At 67.6% G+C, this 16731-nt stretch carries 17 protein-coding genes; 8 read left to right on the top strand and 9 right to left on the bottom strand.

Annotated elements, in window-relative coordinates:
* Window positions 1-44: 44 nt before the first annotated feature.
* The 3 genes from SLG_RS15995 to cobA are packed head-to-tail and all read right to left on the bottom strand — an operon-like array spanning window position 45 to window position 2763.
* The gene (locus SLG_RS15995; RefSeq protein WP_014077543.1) at window positions 45-1676 is read right to left on the bottom strand and encodes a nitrite/sulfite reductase; all 1632 of its coding nucleotides are present in this window, start codon (window positions 1674-1676) and stop codon (window positions 45-47) included.
* A 2-nt stretch (window positions 1677-1678) separates the two neighbouring features.
* Window positions 1679-1975, bottom strand: coding sequence for a DUF2849 domain-containing protein (locus tag SLG_RS15990; RefSeq protein WP_014077542.1), 297 nt, complete (start codon window positions 1973-1975; stop codon window positions 1679-1681).
* Window positions 1972-2763, bottom strand: coding sequence for a uroporphyrinogen-III C-methyltransferase (cobA, locus tag SLG_RS15985; protein ID WP_014077541.1), 792 nt, complete (start codon window positions 2761-2763; stop codon window positions 1972-1974). The genes SLG_RS15990 and cobA overlap by 4 nt, the downstream gene beginning before the upstream one ends.
* A gap of 324 nt (window positions 2764-3087) precedes the next feature.
* On the opposite strand from cobA, the gene SLG_RS22260 reads away from it, so the two are divergent.
* Together SLG_RS22260 and SLG_RS15975 are read left to right on the top strand one after the other, a co-directional pair.
* The gene (locus SLG_RS22260) at window positions 3088-3660 is read left to right on the top strand and encodes a PEPxxWA-CTERM sorting domain-containing protein (RefSeq protein WP_041392125.1); all 573 of its coding nucleotides are present in this window, start codon (window positions 3088-3090) and stop codon (window positions 3658-3660) included.
* An 84-nt stretch (window positions 3661-3744) separates the two neighbouring features.
* On the top strand, window positions 3745-4203 hold the full coding sequence (locus tag SLG_RS15975; protein ID WP_014077539.1) for a VOC family protein: 459 nt from the start codon (window positions 3745-3747) through the stop codon (window positions 4201-4203).
* A gap of 21 nt (window positions 4204-4224) precedes the next feature.
* Here the strand turns inward: SLG_RS15975 and SLG_RS15970 are convergent, their stop codons facing one another.
* A complete protein-coding gene (locus SLG_RS15970; protein WP_014077538.1) occupies window positions 4225-5655 on the bottom strand; it encodes a succinylglutamate-semialdehyde dehydrogenase in 1431 nt (476 codons plus the stop codon).
* An 82-nt stretch (window positions 5656-5737) separates the two neighbouring features.
* Window positions 5738-7156, bottom strand: a complete 1419-nt coding sequence (locus tag SLG_RS15965) for a protein adenylyltransferase SelO family protein (protein WP_014077537.1) — start codon at window positions 7154-7156, stop codon at window positions 5738-5740.
* A 37-nt stretch (window positions 7157-7193) separates the two neighbouring features.
* Here SLG_RS15965 and SLG_RS15960 point away from each other — a divergent pair, with 37 nt between their 5' ends.
* The 4 genes from SLG_RS15960 (at window position 7194) to SLG_RS15945 (ending at window position 10966) form a co-directional block, all read left to right on the top strand.
* Window positions 7194-8090, top strand: coding sequence for an alpha/beta fold hydrolase (locus tag SLG_RS15960; protein ID WP_014077536.1), 897 nt, complete (start codon window positions 7194-7196; stop codon window positions 8088-8090).
* Window positions 8087-9250, top strand: coding sequence for a glycosyltransferase family 4 protein (locus SLG_RS15955; RefSeq protein ID WP_014077535.1), 1164 nt, complete (start codon window positions 8087-8089; stop codon window positions 9248-9250). Before SLG_RS15960 ends, SLG_RS15955 begins: the two co-directional genes overlap by 4 nt.
* Window positions 9251-9353: 103 nt before the next feature.
* The gene (locus SLG_RS15950; protein ID WP_014077534.1) at window positions 9354-10757 is read left to right on the top strand and encodes an NAD(P)H-dependent flavin oxidoreductase; all 1404 of its coding nucleotides are present in this window, start codon (window positions 9354-9356) and stop codon (window positions 10755-10757) included.
* An 8-nt stretch (window positions 10758-10765) separates the two neighbouring features.
* The gene (locus tag SLG_RS15945) at window positions 10766-10966 is read left to right on the top strand and encodes a DUF2093 domain-containing protein (protein WP_041393529.1); all 201 of its coding nucleotides are present in this window, start codon (window positions 10766-10768) and stop codon (window positions 10964-10966) included.
* 231 nt (window positions 10967-11197) lie between these two features.
* Here the strand turns inward: SLG_RS15945 and SLG_RS15940 are convergent, their stop codons facing one another.
* The 4 genes from SLG_RS15940 to SLG_RS15925 form a co-directional block, all read right to left on the bottom strand.
* Complete coding sequence (locus SLG_RS15940) at window positions 11198-11701, bottom strand: nuclear transport factor 2 family protein (RefSeq protein WP_014077532.1); 504 nt, start codon at window positions 11699-11701, stop codon at window positions 11198-11200.
* Between the two features lie 124 nt (window positions 11702-11825).
* Window positions 11826-12695 carry a glycosyltransferase family A protein gene (locus tag SLG_RS15935; protein WP_014077531.1) on the bottom strand — a complete coding sequence of 290 codons (870 nt, stop codon included), beginning with the start codon at window positions 12693-12695 and terminating at the stop codon, window positions 11826-11828.
* Window position 12696: 1 nt separating this feature from the next.
* Window positions 12697-13989, bottom strand: coding sequence for an ammonium transporter (locus SLG_RS15930; protein ID WP_014077530.1), 1293 nt, complete (start codon window positions 13987-13989; stop codon window positions 12697-12699).
* A 107-nt stretch (window positions 13990-14096) separates the two neighbouring features.
* Window positions 14097-15095, bottom strand: a complete 999-nt coding sequence (locus SLG_RS15925; protein ID WP_083853468.1) for a 2-hydroxyacid dehydrogenase — start codon at window positions 15093-15095, stop codon at window positions 14097-14099.
* A 139-nt stretch (window positions 15096-15234) separates the two neighbouring features.
* Here SLG_RS15925 and SLG_RS15920 point away from each other — a divergent pair, with 139 nt between their 5' ends.
* On the top strand, window positions 15235-15705 hold the full coding sequence (locus SLG_RS15920; protein WP_014077528.1) for an SH3 domain-containing protein: 471 nt from the start codon (window positions 15235-15237) through the stop codon (window positions 15703-15705).
* Between the two features lie 190 nt (window positions 15706-15895).
* Window positions 15896-16729 carry a helix-turn-helix domain-containing protein gene (locus SLG_RS15915; RefSeq protein WP_014077527.1) on the top strand — a complete coding sequence of 278 codons (834 nt, stop codon included), beginning with the start codon at window positions 15896-15898 and terminating at the stop codon, window positions 16727-16729.
* Window positions 16730-16731: the final 2 nt, after the last annotated feature.

Genomic DNA, 16731 nt, shown 5'->3' with positions numbered 1-16731 from the left:
TTTCTCCGGGGATCCGGCCGGAGCGGACCGCGTGTGAAGCATGTTCAGGCATAAATCGCCTCCTTGAACGGCGCCATGCCGATCCGGCGGAACGTGTCGACGAACCGCTCTCCATCGATGCGATGCGCCAGATAGACGTCGGTGGCTTTCTCCACCGCGTCCACGACGCCGTTCTCATCGAAGCCGGGGCCGACGATCTGGCCGAGCGCGACATCCTCCGCGCCCGACCCGCCGAGGAGGAGCTGGAAATTCTCCACCCCTTTGCGGTCCACGCCGAGAATGCCGATGTTGCCGGCATGATGGTGGCCGCAGGCATTGATGCAGCCGCTGATCTTGAGCTTGAGCTCGCCCAGCTCCTTCTGCCGGTCGATATCGGCGAAGCGCTGCGCGATCTTCTGCGCGACGGGAATCGAGCGCGCATTGGCGAGGCTGCAATAATCCAGGCCGGGGCAGGCGATGATGTCGCTGATGAGGTCCAGATTGGGCGTCGCCAGATCGGCTGCTTCCAGCGCCCGCCAGATCGCATGGAGATCGGCCTTCCTCACATGCGCCAGCACGATGTTCTGGGCATGCGTCACGCGCAGCTCGTCGAAGCTGTAGCGCTCGGCAAGATCGGCCATGAGATCGATCTGGGCGGACGAGGCATCGCCCGGAATGCCCCCGATCGGCTTGAGGCTGATGTTGACGATCGCATAGCCCGGCACCTTGTGCGGCTTCACCTGCGTCTCCACCCACTGGGCGAAATCGCGGTCGGACAGGTCGATCTCGTCCGGCAGGCCGGCTTCATAAGGCGGCGGCGCGAACTGCGCGGCGATCCGCTCCAGCTCGGCCAGCGGCGGATCGAGCCCGAGCGTCTTCATATGCGCGAACTCTTCCTCGACCTGCCGGCGATATTCGTCGCGGCCCATCTCGTGGACGAGGATCTTGATGCGCGCCTTGTACTTGTTGTCGCGCCGGCCGTGGCGATTATACACGCGCAGGCACGCCTCCAGATAGGAGACTATTTCCCCGAACGGCACGAAGTCGCGGATTTCCGGCGCGATCATGGGCGTGCGGCCCATGCCGCCGCCGGCGAACACCCGCGCGCCGATGACGCCGTCCCGCTTGACCAGTTCGAGGCCGATGTCGTGCAGCCGCATCGCCGAGCGATCCGTGGAGCTCGCGATCACCGCGATCTTGAACTTGCGGGGCAGATAAGTGAATTCCGGGTGGAAGCTCGACCACTGGCGCAGCAGTTCGGCAAGCGGCCGCGGATCGGCGACTTCGTCCGCCGAAACGCCCGCATACTGGTCCGATGAGATATTGCGGATGCAATTGCCGCTGGTCTGGATGGCATGCATCTCCACCGTCGCCAGTTCGGCCAGGATGTCCGGCGCGTCGGACAGCTTGATCCAGTTGAACTGGATGTTCTGGCGAGTCGTGAAATGCCCGTAGTCCCGGTCATATTTGCGGGCGATATGCGCCAGCATCCGCATCTGCCGCCCGCTGAGCGTGCCGTAGGGGACAGCCACGCGCAGCATATAGGCATGGAGCTGGAGATAGAGGCCGTTCATCAGCCGCAGCGGCCGGAACTGCTCCTCGCTGAGCTGGCCATCAAGGCGGCGCTGCGTCTGGTCACGGAACTCGGCGACGCGCGCGTCCACCATGGCCTGGTCATATTGGTCGTAACGATACATGGTCAGATCACCCAGTTGCCGGCCGAAGGGTCGGCGGGTTTGAGGCTGAGATCGAGGCGCACCGTCGGTCCGAGTGCGCGGATGCGTTCCTTGATGTGCGCGGGGCGGATGCCGGTGCCGTCACGCTGTGCCTCGATGACATAAGGCACGACGACGTTGCGGGCGGCGGCTTGCGCCTGGGCGATTTCTTCACCCTTGTCGCCCACGTCCACGGCATCGTCCACATGGAGGGACCAGTCCTCGCCGGTCCACCAGATGACGTCCCCGGTCGCGAGGTCGTTGCCGGTAAGGATCTTCATGGCTGCATGGCTCCAATATTGGCAGGCTGAGTGCGCATCAGGCAATCCACGGCATCCGCGCGCAGGGCCACCTCGCCGACGACGATGAGACCCGGACTGCGGACGCCGGCCCGGGCGACGAGATCGCCGAGATCGGCCAGCAGGGTGCGCAGCACGCGCTGCCCCGGCCGCGTGGCATTCTCGATGATCGCCACCGGCGTGTGTGGCGAGAGGCCGTCGGCCATCAGCTTCTCGGCAATGTCCTGCGCAGTCGCGAGGCCCATGTAGATGACCAGCGTCCGCCCGGCCCCGGCAAGGCCGGACCAGTTCTGGCCGGAAAGGCCCTTGCACTGGCCGGCGACGAAGCTGACGATGCTGGCATCGTCGCGATGCGTGAGGGGCAGGCCCGCGCTCGCGCCGCCGCCGATCGCCGCGCTGATGCCGGGCACGACCTCGCATGGCACACCAGCCTCGCGGCAGGCATCCTGCTCCTCGCCGCCCCGCCCGAAGATGAACGGGTCGCCGCCCTTCAGCCGCACGACGTCCCGCCCGGCAAGCGCTTCGGCGACGAGCAGCGAGTTGATCGCGTCCTGCTTCATCGAATGGCGCGAGCGTTGCTTGGCGACCGAGATCAGTTCCGCGGTTGCCGGTGCGAGCGCGAGGATCGCCGGGTCGACCAGCCCGTCATGCACGATCAGGCGCGCGCTGCCGATGAGGCGCGCGGCGCGCAGCGTGAGCAGCTCCGGATCACCGGGGCCGGCACCCACGAGATAGACCGTGCCCGGTCGGGAAGGGACGAGATTTGCCATGTACCTCTAAATGCGTTCGCGGGGGTCCACCCGCAACCGACGCTTGCTTTAGGCGCTCGTAGCGAAACTTTGGCCGGAAAAATGAGGATCGGGAGGCAGCCTCGCGGCGCCGCTGTTTCTCAGCTCTTTCGCGCCCGCGTGATAACACGGGCCGACGGAATGGTGCCTGCGCAGGATCAGCCCCCGGATGTCCGCCCTTTGCGCCGCATTTTGCCGCTTCGCTGCACTGCGAAAACATGGTAAACCGAAACTCTTCGGGAAAAACGAAGCATGTTGGGGAGAGGCGCCTCTGGGCCTTTGTGCATCAGGCGTGGGAGACTAGACATGTTGAAGACCATAGGACTGGCCGGAGCGCTGCTGCTCGGCCTCGCAGCCGCCCCCCTGCAGGCGGCCATCACCATTTTCGAGGGAACGACCGAAGGCGCGCCGACCTGGAACCGGCCGCTTGAGGATTTCTCCGCCCTGTCGGCAGTCGGGACGGACGTTGCCTATGTCGCGGACAGCTTCACGGTCACGGTTTCGGGCCTCTACGACTTTCTGGAAGTGGCTGACGCCGAGGATTCCTGGGATAACTATCTGTTTCTCTATGCGGGCTCTTTCGACCCGCTGGCGCCCTTTGCCAACGGCGTGGTCGGCAATGACGATTTCGGGGCAATCGGCATCTCCGGCTTCACCGGCATTTCGCTGATGACGGGCATCACCTATTTCGCAGTGACGACCGGCTTCGGCAACTTCGACTTCGGCAAATATGCGCTGGTCATCACGGGGCCGGGCGCTGCGGTTCCCCCGGTTACTGTCGTTCCGGAACCGGCAAGCTGGGGAATGATGCTCGCCGGCCTCGGGGCAGTGGGCTATGCGTTGCGGCGACAGAAGTCGTTGAAGATCAGCTTCGGCTGAATTTTCTCGTCCCGATGGTGTATGAGGTGCCGCCGGTCCCGGACCGGCGGCATTTTCTTTGGGTAAAGCCTTGGGGAGGCAATCATGGTCCGCGTCGTCGGCATCGACCATCTCGCCATCCGGGTGAGCGATCTCACCCGCTCGAAGCGATTCTATGATGCGCTGCTGGGTTTCATGGGCTTCGTGCGCGAATGGGAATTCGGGCAGGTCGTGGGCTGGAACAACTGGGAGACGATGTTCTGGATCACCCAGGCCGACGATGCCGGCAGGGCCCATCCGCACCACACGGGCGATATCGGCTTCCATCATTATGCCTTCGAGCTGGCCTCCCGAGAGGAGGTGGACGAGCTCTACGCCTTCCTGCTGGAACAGGGCGTCCGCATCGTCGATCCGCCGGCCGACTATCCGGATTATGGCGAAGGCTATTATGCCGTCTTTTTCCTCGATCCCGATGGCCTCAAGCTCGAGGCGATGCACTTCGTCGAGAAGGAAAAGCGCCGCGCCCGGCTGGCCCGGGAACGGGCGGCGAAGGGAACGGACTGAAGCGTCCGGCCCGGCTCTGCCTTACCGGTCCGCCACGATCTCGATCTGCCGCAGGCCAATGCCGATGGCGGCACGCGGCTGATCCATCTCGGCCGAGGCGACCGGATAAGCGCAATGATCCGCGCTATAATGGCCGCCGGGATGATGATTGCCGGAGAGGCCGATGCCGCCGATCGGCGCATTGGGCGCGCTGGTCCAGGAAGGCCGGTTCCAGTTGACGATGCCGGCGCGACTGGCCGACCAGAAGCGATCATAGAGATCCGGACTGCCGCCGACCAGCGTCGCGCACAGGCCGTAGCGGCTGTTGTTCGCTTCCGCGATCGCTTCCTCGAACCGCGAGACGGAGACGATCTGGAGCAGCGGGGCGAACAGCTCGATGTCGGGGCGCTCCTTCATGTTGGTCACATCGATCATCGCCGGGGTAACGAAGGGCAGGTCTTCGAACGGGCGCTGCATGTGCTTGATCGGCCGCCCGCCATTGCTCATCAGGTAAAGGAAGCTCTCGGTGAGGCCGTCCGCCGCCTGCATGTCGATGACCGGTCCCATGAAGGGCGTGGCCGCCGCATGCGGGTGATCGATGATGAGCCGGTCGGCGAGGGCCTTCACTTCCTCCACCAGCGGCCCGCGCAGCGTATCGCGCACGATGAGCCGGCGTGCCGAGAGGCAGTGCTGCCCGGTCGCGCCAAAGGCGGACTGGACGATCAGCGCCGCGGCGCCGGGTATGTCCGGCGTGTCCCAGGCGACGAGGGGATTGTTGCCGCTCATCGCCAGCGCCACCAGCCGGGCGGGGTTCGCCGCGCATCGCCGGGCGATGGCGAGGCCGGTGTGCGTGGAGCCGGTGAACAGCACGCCGTTCACGGCCTCATGCGCGGCAAGCGCCGCGCCCGCGGCCTCGCCGCCGATGACGCACTGGACGAGATCCTCGATGACGCCTGCCTCGTGCAGGAGTCGTACCAGCATCTCGCCCGTCGCCGGCGCTTTCTCGGAGGGCTTGAAGACGACGCCATTGCCCGCCAGCAGGGCCGGGACGATATGGTCCGCCGGGATGCGGGCGGGAAACACATGCGGTGCGATCACGGCCATCACGCCGTGCGGCTTGTGCCGCAGCGCCATGCGGGCGCCCAGCGCCCCTTCGAGGCGCCGCTGGCCAGTGCGCTCCGAACAGGCGTGGATGGCCTTGTCCACCCGCTGGATCAGCTCCGTCACTTCGTCCCGGGCATGCCAGAGCGGGCGGCCCGTCTCGCGCGCGATGAGGTCGGCAAAGGCGTCCTCCTCGGCGCGCACGCCATTGGCGAAGCGCCGCATCGTTTCGACGCGATAGGAGGACGGCATCGCGGCCCAGGCGGGCCAGCAGCGCGCGACGGCCTGCACCTGCGCCGCCAGGTCGCTCGGCCGCCCTTCCCACAGCAGGTGGCCGGTTGCCGGTTCGAAGGATCTGATGGGTTGCGACATGGCCGGGCTATGCGCCCGAATTGGTTGCCAGCCTGTTGACGATCCGGGGAGTGGAGGCAGAGAATCCGGGAAATTCGCCGCGTCAGATGCGCCCGGGGGCGGGTGGCGGTGCGCCATGGGCCGCACCCATCGCGCGGACCGCATCGACCTTCGCCGCAAGGGGCGTCCAGTCGTCCCGTTCGGCAATGGCGCTCCAGATCGCTTCCACTTCGTCGATGTGCATCGAGCAGGGGGCGCCGCCGCGCCAGTAGTCGTGATCGAGGGCGCCCGGGCGGGGGATCAGGGGCGCCATGGCGTCCCGCACAGTCTCCCACGGCGTGCCGGCATAGGGCCCATCCGCCCGTGGTCCGTGCCGCCAGTCGAAGAAGAAACGATCGATCGCGACGTCGCTTTGCTGAAGGGCGCCGATCGCCGCGATGACGAAGGCCTGCGCGCTTTCCCCATCGGGCGCGTCATGGCCGAGGCGCCAGAGAAAGCGCTCGCTCATGCGCGCGACATAGATTTCCGGGAAGCGGCGCAGCGAGGTGACCAGCGCATCCGTTTCGGCGAGTTCGACAAGCGACTGGGCAAGCTGCGCCACGTCCCAGTGGATCGCCTCGGCCTGACGCCCGAACGCGTAAAGGCCGCTCTGGTCGAAATAGGCGGCGGTGAAGCCGGGCTGCCAGCGCGGGGCAAACCGCCATGGGCCATAATCGAAGCTCTCGGCGGTGATCGCGATATTGTCGCTGTTGAGCACGCCATGGACGAAGCCGGCGATCATGTAGCTGGCGGCGAGATCGGCCGTGCGCTCGACAACGGCATCGAGCAGCGTGAGCGCCGGCACGGGGCCCGGCTCGCGGGCCAGCAGATGATGCAGGCAATAATCGATGAGGCGGACGAGATGATCGCGCTCGCCGCGATAGGCGAGCCGCTGGAAGCTGCCGATGCGGATATGGCCATGGCTGAGGCGCACCAGCACGGCCGACCGGGTGGGCGAGGGCTCGTCTCCCCGGACCAGCGCTTCGCCGGTCTCGATCACCGAGAAGCTGCGGGACGTGGTGACGCCGAGCGCTTCCAGCATCTCGGTCGCGAGGATCTCGCGCACGGCGCCTTTCAGCGTCAGGCGGCCATCCGCCGTGCGGCTGTAGGGCGTGAGGCCCGAACCCTTGGTGCCGAGATCGAGCAGGCGCCCGCCGGCGTCTCCGTCCTCGCGAAGCTGGGCGAACAGGAAACCGCGCCCGTCGCCCAGATCGGGATTGTAAACGCGGAACTGGTGGCCATGATAGCGCAGGGCCAGCGGCTCGGGCTGGGCCTGCGGCAAGGGCTGGAAGCGGCCGAAATGGTCGATCCAGCTTGCATCATCCAGGGACTCGAGGCCCACTGTGGCGGCCGCGCGATCATTGCGGAAGCGCAGGACATGGTCGGGAAAGTCGGCCGGCCTGACCGCATCGGCCATGAAGTCGGCAATTTCGTCGATCTTCCGCTCCGGGCGGTAATTGCTGGCTTGCAGGCTGTGTTCCATGGGTTGATATGGACGCTCCGGGGGAAAAGGATCAAGCTTGGCGGGATATGAGGACAAATATTGGTGGTCGCAGGATGGCCTGCGCCTCCACTATCGCGACTATCCCGGCCCGCAGGGCCAGGATCGACCGCCGATCCTCTGTCTGCCGGGTCTCACACGTAACGCGCGGGACTTCGAACCGGTTGCCGAGCGGCTCGCCGGCGAATGGCGCGTAATCTGCGTGGAGCTGCGCGGCCGGGGCGAAAGCGCCTATGCCAAGGATCCGATGAGCTATGTGCCGCTCGTCTATCTGCAGGACCTGCTGCGCCTCGTCGATGAGCTGGGCGTGCCCCGGCTGGTCGGCATCGGCACCTCGCTCGGCGGGATCATGCTGATGCTGATGGCGGCGACGCGGCGGGGGTGCCTTGCCGGCGCGCTGCTGAACGACATCGGGCCCGATCTCGCGCCCGAGGGGCTGGAGCGCATCCGCCGCAATGTCGGCTCGGGCAATCATCACCCCACCTGGGTCCATGCCGCCCGCAGCCTGGCGGAGGTGCAGGGCATGATCTATCCCCGCTACCGGCTCAAGGACTGGCTGCGGCTGGCCAAGCGGCTCTACAAGCTGACCAGCCAGGGGCGGATCGTCCTGGATTATGACCAGCGCATCGCCGAGCCCTTTCGCGCGCCGGGCAGCGAAGCCGGCTTCGACCTGTGGCCGGCCTTCGAGGCATTCGGCGACATTCCGCTGACGCTGGTGCGCGGCGCGCTGAGCGACCTGCTGGCGCCGCAGACCGCCACTGCGATGCAGGCGCGCCTGCCGCAGCTCGAACTGGTGACCGTGCCGAATGTCGGTCATGCGCCAACGCTCGAGGAGCCCGACGCGATGGCCGCCATCGACGCCTTCCTCGCGAACGTGCTGGCGCGCCTGCCCGCCGACGCGGCGGCGCGCTCATGATCGGCGCGGCGCTTTGCAAGGCCGGCAGGACGGGGCCGATCCGCATCCTGCAGCTCCATGGCACCTTCGATCAGGGCGGCAAGGAAGCGCGGGTCGTGCGCCTCATGAACCATTGGGGCGCGCGGGCCAGCCATGACCTGCTGATCGGCGATCCGGACGCGACGGGCGCGCGGGCCGGGATCGACTCGCAAGTGCCGGTGCGGTTTCTCTTTTCGCCTCCGCTGTTCGGGCCGCCTTTGCCGCCCCGCTACATGGCGCTCGCGCGCGCCATGCAGGGCTATGACCTCATCCTGAGTTTCAACTGGGGTGCGATGGACGGCGTGATGGCCCATCGCCTCTTCCATCTCGTCAAGCGCCTGCCGCCGCTCATCCACCATGAGGACGGCTTCAACGAGGATGAAGCGAACACGCGCAGCGAGTTCCGCAACCGCTATCGCCGGATCGCGCTCGGCAGCGCCCATGCGCTGGTCGTGCCCTCCAACCAGCTCGCCCGCATCGCCCAGCGCGAGTGGCACCAGAGCGCCGGCAAGGTCCGGCAGATCCCGAACGGCATCGATGTGGCGTCCTACCAGGGCAAGCGGCCGGCCACGGCCATTCCGGGGCTGGTGCCGGATGGCCGGCTCATCGTCGGCACGCTCGCGGGGCTGCGCCCGGTCAAGAACCTGCGGCGGCTGGTGCGCGCCGTGGCGCCCCTGCGGGACAGGGTGCGCCTCGTCATCGTGGGCGAAGGCGAGGAGCGCGAGGCCATACTGGCCGAGGCGGCGGCGCTGGGCATGGACGACATGCTGCTGCCGGGGTTCCTGCCCCGCCCGCAGGATTATGTGGGTGCCTTCGATATCTTCGCCCTGTCATCGGACAGCGAACAGTTTCCCATCTCGCTGGCGGAAGCCATGTCGGCCGGTCTCCCGGTGGTGGCCACGGACGTGGGCGATATCTCCGCCATGGTCTCGGCGAGCAATCGGCCCTTCATCGTGGCGCTGGACGACCCTGGCGACTTCACGGCGGCGCTGAGCGAACTCGCCGCCGACGCGGACCTGCGCGCGCGGATCGGCGAAGCGAATCGGGCGCGGGCAATGCAGTGCTTCGACGAGACCGTCATGTTCCAGCTCTATGCGCGTCTCTACGGCGGGGCGATCCGGGACGAACTGGCATTGATCTGAGCTTTATGGCAAATTAAGCCACCTGTGCGAACGAAAAGCTGTTATGGGCGCGTCTCGCGCGGCTCCGGGGGCGGAGCGCGAACGGGCGACTAAGGAGTTTCAATTGTTCAAGGGCGTGAAGCCGATCGTCTATGGCGGTCGCGAAGTGTGGCCGCTGATCGAAGGTGGCAAGGGCGTTGCGGTCTCCAATCACATGAGCTCGGGCGCCTGGGCCGCGGCCGGCGGCATCGGCACTGTCTCTGCCGTCAATGCCGACAGCTATGATCTGGACGGCAACATCATCCCGCAGATCTATCATGGCCGCACACGCCAGCTTCGCCACGAGGAGCTGATCCAGTACGCCATCGACGGCGCGGTCCAGCAGGTGCGGCGTGCCTTCGACATCGCCGGCGGCAGGGGCGCCATCAACATCAATGTCCTCTGGGAGATGGGCGGCGCGCAGCGCGTGCTGCAAGGCGTGCTCGAGCGGACCAAGGGCATGATCTCCGGCGTCACCTGCGGTGCCGGCATGCCCTACAAGCTCAGCGAGATCGCGGCGCAGCACAATGTGAGCTATCTGCCGATCGTCAGTTCCGGCCGTGCGTTCCGCGCCTTGTGGAAGCGCGCTTATCACAAGGCGGCGGAATGGCTGGCGGCGGTCGTCTATGAGGACCCCTGGCTGGCCGGCGGGCATAATGGCCTCTCCAATGCCGAGGACCCCACGCGGCCCGAGGACCCCTATCCGCGCGTGAAGGCGCTGCGCGAGACCATGCGGGAAGGCGGCATCAGCGATGACGTGCCGATCGTCATGGCCGGCGGCGTCTGGCATCTGCGCGACTGGAACGACTGGATCGACAATCCCGAGCTGGGCGCCATCGCCTTCCAGTTCGGCACGCGGCCACTGCTCACGCAGGAGAGCCCGATCCCGCAGGCGTGGAAGGACAAGCTGACCACGCTCGATGAAGGCGACGTGCTGCTCCACCGCTTCTCGCCGACGGGCTTCTACAGCTCGGCGATCCGCAATCCCTTCCTGCGCGAGCTGGAAGCGCGCTCGGAGCGGCAGATCGCTTTCTCGATGGAGGAAGCGGGCGACCACACTCATCAGCTCGACGTGGGCGTGAAGGGCCGCAATTTCTGGGTGACGCGCAATGACCTGCTGCGCGCGCGGGAATGGGTGCTGCAGGGTTTCACCAACGCGCTCAAGACGCCGGACAACACGCTGGTCTTCGTCACCGACGAGGAACGGGCGGAAATCCGCAAGGACCAGACGGATTGCATGGGCTGCCTTTCCCATTGCGCCTTCTCGTCCTGGAAGGACCATGACGATTTCTCGACCGGGCGCCTGGCCGACCCGCGCAGCTTCTGCATCCAGAAGGCCCTGCAGAACGCGATCCATGGCGGCGACATCGACCGCAATCTCCTGTTCGCCGGCCACAGCGCTTACCGGTTCAAGCAGGACCCCTTCTATTCCAACGGATTCGTGCCGACGGTGAAGCAGCTCGTCGACCGCATCCTGACCGGGGATTGATGTCCGTGATGCGCGCGCCAGACATGCCCGGCCTTGCCCTGCTGCGTTACCGCGCGGCGGACTATCAGGTGCTTCGCCCCGGCCGGTTCGTCATCTGCGCCGTGAGCGGCGCGGAGATCCCGCTGGGCGAACTGGCCTATTGGAGCGAAGCACGGCAGGAGGCCTATCGCAGCGCGCCGGAAGCGACGCGGGCCCTCGCTACGTCCTGAGCATTTCCGGACATTTCAGGACATATGAAAGGAAGGTCGCGCATCGGGCCTGCCTGCTGCCGGAAACGGCGGGAATCCGGGCCTGAGCGCGTGCCGGCACCGGGCTGAACCGGCCCCGAAAGCAGGACAGGTCCCGCGCGTGCGCAGGCGCGGGTCCAATCATTTGAATTCGAAGTGTTGGATGCGGCATCCGGCGGCTTCCCGCCCGCCCGGCGCGTCCCGCGGCGCCCCTCAGTCCGTGGGGGCGACGTTGCGCGAGCGGATCAGCCATTTGCCGTTCAACCGCACCACCTCGTCCACGCCCCGGCCGGCGGCGGCGAGGCGCGGCGGCTGGGTGTAGGGCGACCCGGCGAACACGGTCATCCAGTAATAATGATAGCGGGCATGGTCCCGGTCGATGAACTCGATATGGGCATTGCTCATGATGTGATGCATTGCCGGGATGGTCTCGCCCTTGGCGCGCCGCTCGGCCTGACTGCGCTTGAGATCGGCCACCATCTTGCGCAGTGCTGCCGGCCCCTTGGCCTCGCCGAAGGAGCCGTCCGGCGTGAAGACGGTGGGATAGGCGTCCTCATTCAGCGAATCGATCGCGCGGACATAGTTCCACATGAGTTCGGTGATGGCGACGCGGTCCTGCGTCTCGCGCAGGATGTCCGCGTCCGCAGGGGTTTGCGCGGCGGCAGGGGCGCACATGGCGAGCAGGACGGCCAGCGCCGTCAGGGATGGTCGGATCATAGTCAGGGCCTCTCCTGTTGGATGTTCGCCGGCCTGTGGCGGCCGTTGTCGAACATTGTTGATCTACAGGGGGCGCTACCGCTCCGCAACGGCCGGCCGATCAACCCTCGTCCGGGAGAGTCTCTCAGGACCGGGATGGCATCGCCGCATGTGCCATCCGCCGCAGCGCGAGGCGGTCGAACAGGGCATTGGCGAGGCCGGGGCGCGGCCTCATCGCCGGCAGTTCCCCGGCATAGAGGCTGCTCAGGCGCTCGGGGAGGCCGGCGGGACCTTGCGTGCCCATGATCCGGCTGACCATGCGGTTCTGGAAATGGCGGACGGCATAGCTGACCATCCGCCGATACTGGAGGCGCCAGCCGCGCGGGCTCAGCAGGCGGACGGGTTCGCAGAGGAACCCGGCGGCATCGGCATGCGCGAGTCGTGCGCGATCCCAGTCGGCATCCGGGCCGAGATCGGTCGCGGCCCATGCGGCGACAAGGCCATCGTCGCCCACCAGATCGACGGGCAGCCGCAGGCCGCGCGCGCGCAGGCGGCGCAGGAAGTCGCCGCGCAGCGCATAGAGATCGCCGAAAAGGCCGCCTTCCTCGCGCAGCAAGGCCTGATAGACGCGGTGCCGGCGGCCGTTGAACGGCAGGCCCGCAACGGCATTGGCATGCGGCCGCTCGCGCAGGACGGCAATGAGGGCGTCGAGCGAGCCGGGCGCGATTTCCGCGTCGCCATCCATGAAGATCACGGCTTCGGGCATGTCGGCCGGCAGCAGCTCGTGGACGAAGCGGTTCCAGCTGCGCGCCTTCCCGCCCTGCGGCCATTCATGCACGATGAGCGCCGGATGCCGCGCGGCGACTGCCCGGGCAATGTCGGCCGTCCGGTCCGTCGAACCGTTGACGAGCAGGTGGAATGCCGTGCCGGGCCGGTCGAGCGGCAGGCTCGCCAGGCATGCGGCGATCCGGCGCTGCTCGTCATGCGCGAAGATGGCGACGGCGGTGCCTGCCATGTCAGTCGGCAGTCGGGTCCGCCGGATGGTTGCCCGCCGGGTCCGGGCTCCCGTGCTCCATCTCCGTCGGCACGCGCATCGGCAGGAACAGCGAGACGACCAGCGCGAGCAGCAGAGTCACGACGGTCGTCCAGAGCAGCACGGCAGCGACGCCGACGATTTGCGCGACGAGCTGCACCAGCACGCCGCTGTCCTCCCCATAGCCGACGCCGCCCAGCGCCACGGCGGTGAGCGGTGCGAGCAGCAAGGCGCCCAGCATGCCGCCGACCCCGTGCACGGCGAACATGTTCGAGGCATCGTCGATGTCGAACCGGCGGCGGACGAGATCGGCCATGATGAAGCAGAGGATGCCCGCAAGGGCACCAAGGCCGATGGCGCCCATCGGGCCGATCAGCCCGGCGGCGGGCGTGACGGCGGCAAGGCCGGCGAGGGCGCCGGTCGGAAAGCCCGCAAGGCCGGTGCCGCCGTGGCGGATGCGCTCGGCGGCCATCCAGCACAAGGCGGCGGACGCGGCCGCCAGATGCGTGTTGAGAAGCGCGAAGCCCGCGTCGGCGGACGCGCCGAGCGCCGATCCGCCGGTGAGGCCGAACCAGCCGACCCAGACCAGACCGGCGCCGGCCAGCCTGAGCACCGGGCTGTGTGGCGCGACGGGCGCGGGATAGGCGCGCTTGCCGATGAGAATGGCGAGCAGCAGCGCGGAGATGCCGGCCGTGGTGTGAATGACGATTCCACCGGCATAATCGAGCGTCCCCAGCTGCGCGAGCCAGCCGCCGCCCCACAGCCAGCGCGCGACCGGCACATAGACGAACAGCGACCAGAGCAGCAGGAACGGCACCAGCCAGCCCAGCCGGACGCGCTCCACCAGCGCGCCGACGATCAGCGTGGGCGCCAGCGCGGCAAGGATCATGTGGAACAGCGCGAAGACGGGCTCGGACACCGCCGTTCCCAGACGCAGCTCGGCGAGATTGGCAAGGCCCAGATTCTGCAGGCCACCGATCACGGACGGTCCGGGCGCGAAGACGAGGCTGTAGCCCGCGACGGCCCACAGCAGGGACACCGCGGCCACGCTCGCAAAGCCCTGCGTGAAGACCGGAAGGAGATTGCGCCCCCGCACGACGCCGGCCCAGCCGAGCGCGAGGCCCGGCAGAACCGCGAGCAGCACCAGCGCGCTCGCGGCCAGCAGCCAGGCATTGTCCCCACTGTCCGCGCCGGGTGGCTGCGCCAGCGCCGGGCGCGCGGCCAGCAACGCCAGCAGCGCGGCCCCCGCTTTCATGCCTGTCACTCTCTTTGCCATCGCTCCGCTCCGCTGTTGTGCCGGAAATCGCGAGGGCGAATTCCGGGGAAGCACAGGAAAAAGCGCATCCCTGCAGGCACTCCTAGCGCAGCTTTCTGTGTTTTCTCTTACACCCAGCCTTCGAGAATCTGGTCTGGTGGCCTGTCGCCGCCCACCCACATGCGGATATTGGTGATGACGCGCTCGCCGGTGGCGATGCGCCCCTCGAACGTCGCGGAGCCCATATGCGGGGTCATGACGACATTGGGGAGGGCGAGCAGGCGGGGATCGATGCGTGGTTCGAACGTCCAGACGTCCAGCCCGGCGCCGGCGATCCGGCCCTGTTCGAGCGCTTCCACCAGCGCTTCCTCATCGACGATGCCGCCGCGCGAAGCATTGATGAGATAGACATGGCGGCGCAGCAGGCCGATGCGGCGCCGATCGATCAGGTTCACGCTCTCGGCATTGAGGGGCGTGTGGATGGTGAGGATATCGATGCGTTCCAGCATCTCGTCGAGATCGGCATGCCAGGTCGCGGCCAGCTGCGCTTCCAGCACGGCCGGCAGCCGGTGGCGATTGTGATAATGGATCGAGAGCCCGAAGGCGCGGGCGCGCTGCGCCACAGCCTGGCCGATGCGGCCCATGCCGACGATGCCCAGCGCCTTGCCGCCGATGCGGTGGCCCAGCATGTTGCTCGGGCTCCAGCCGGTCCACTGGCCCGACCGCACCAGCTTCTCGCCCTCGGCGAGGCGGCGCGGGACGGAAACGATGAGCGCCATCGTCATGTCCGCCGTATCCTCGGTCAGCACGCCGGGGGTGTTGGTCACGATGATGTCCTTCGCGCGCGCGGCCTGCAGCGCGATATGGTTCACGCCGGCGCCGTAATTGGCGATGAGCTGGAGCCCTTCGCCCGCCTGCGCGATCAGGGCTTCGTCTATGTCATCGGTGACGGTGGGGACGAGCACGTCGCAGGCCTGCATCGCCTCGTGCAGTTCGGCGCGGCTCATCGGGTGATCGGCGGCATTGAAGCGCACGTCGAACAGCTCGGCCATGCGCGTTTCCACCGCTTGCGGCAGCTGCCGCGTGACGACGACACGGGGTCGGGCGGGCCGGGGGCGCCTGGTCATGAGGCCGCGCATGCTCCGGCGGGCGGGCGGAGGTCAAGCGGCAAATGCGTCCGACCCTTGCGGGACGGTTGAAGGGGCGCGGCGCGCGTGGCAAAGCGCCAGAGTGAACATGTGGGCGATGATGGGAGGGCGACGAGATATGAAGCGGCCATGGGCGCATCTGGCCTGTGCGATGCTGATCGTCGCCGCCGGGGGAAGCGCGGACGCGCAGTCCGGCAAGCGAGTGCCTTACTGGGCCTCGCTGGCCAAGGGCGAGGCGCGCATGCGCGTGGGGCCGAGCCTCGATTATCCGGCAAGCTGGATCTACCAGCGCCGCGACCTGCCGCTCAAGGTGGTGGAAGTCTATTCGAACTGGCGCAAGGTGGAGGACCCCGACGGCACGCAGGGCTGGATGCATGTGCGCCTGCTCAAGGACGAGCCGACCGCCATCGTGCGCGGCGGCATCGCCGACATGCGCGAGCGCCCCTCGACCGGCGCGAAACTGCTTTACCGGCTGGAGCCGGGCGTGGTGGGCCGTGTCTCGGGCTGCTCGGACGGCTGGTGCTCCGTGGCGGTGGGCAACCAGCGCGGCTATGTGCCTGCGCAGAGCCTCTGGGGCGCGATCCAGTAGCATCCTGATTGTCCGCATGATGCGGCTGGCGGGGCGGTTTCGCTGCGGCCGAAAGCCGCGCGCGCCCGGTGAGGCCCGAGCTGCGTGCTCCGGAAGGCTGCGGTTCGTCGCGATCCGCCGACAAGGCTGTTGCTCCGGCTGCGCCCGGGTGCAAGAACCGGGAGACGGGTTTCCGGTGGGGTGGGCACGGATGCTTTTGTCTCGCAATTATGCGCCGTCGGCCGATCTCGCGGCTTATGTCCGGCGCCATTATGTTTTCCATGCGCCGCTGCCGGACGACTTCGTCCTGATCGACAAGCTCATGTCCGAGACGGCGATCATCCGCATTCTGCTGCAGGGCGACTGGGCAGCGGAGACCGGGCCGGACCAATGGTCGAACTTCGGGCCGATTCCCCTCATGGGGCCCAACGGCATCCCCTGGCGCGTGCGGGTGCGCGGGCCGTTTCTCGTCGTCGGCGTGGCCATCCGGCCGGGCGGCTGGGCCAGCCTCTTCGCCGAGCCGGCCCGCGCGATCGCCGACGGCGCCCGGCCGCTGATGGCCTTATGGGGCGATCTGGGCGAGCGGCTTTACCGGGACGTCGCGGCGGCGCCGGACGATCATGCCGTCGTCGAGGCCATCGAGCGGGTGCTGCGGCAGCGGCTCGCGACATATTGCGGCCCGCCGCCCTCGGCGGCGATGGCGGCCTTCGAGGAAATCGCACGCGAGGACAGCACGATTCCCGTGGCGCGGGCAGCCCAGCAGGTCGGCCTGTCGGTCCGCCAGTTCGAGCGGCAATGCTATGCGAGCTTCGGCCACAGCCCCAAGGTCATCCTGCGCCGCAGCCGCTTCCTGGACATGGCGCAGGCGATGCGCGGCTTCAGCGAGCCGAGCGCGGAGCAGCTCGCGGCGCTGCGCTACTTTGACCAGAGCCATCGCAATCGCGAGTTCCGCCATTTCTTCCAGCTGACGCCGGGGCAGTTCGACAAGGTGACGACGCCGCTGTTCACGGCGGGGCTCAAGCTGCGCGCCGACGGGCTTGCCTAGGG

The sequence above is a fragment of the Sphingobium sp. SYK-6 genome (genome assembly GCF_000283515.1).
GTDB classification, from domain to species: domain Bacteria; phylum Pseudomonadota; class Alphaproteobacteria; order Sphingomonadales; family Sphingomonadaceae; genus Sphingobium; species Sphingobium lignivorans.
This window is presented reverse-complemented; position numbering and strand designations above follow the sequence as displayed.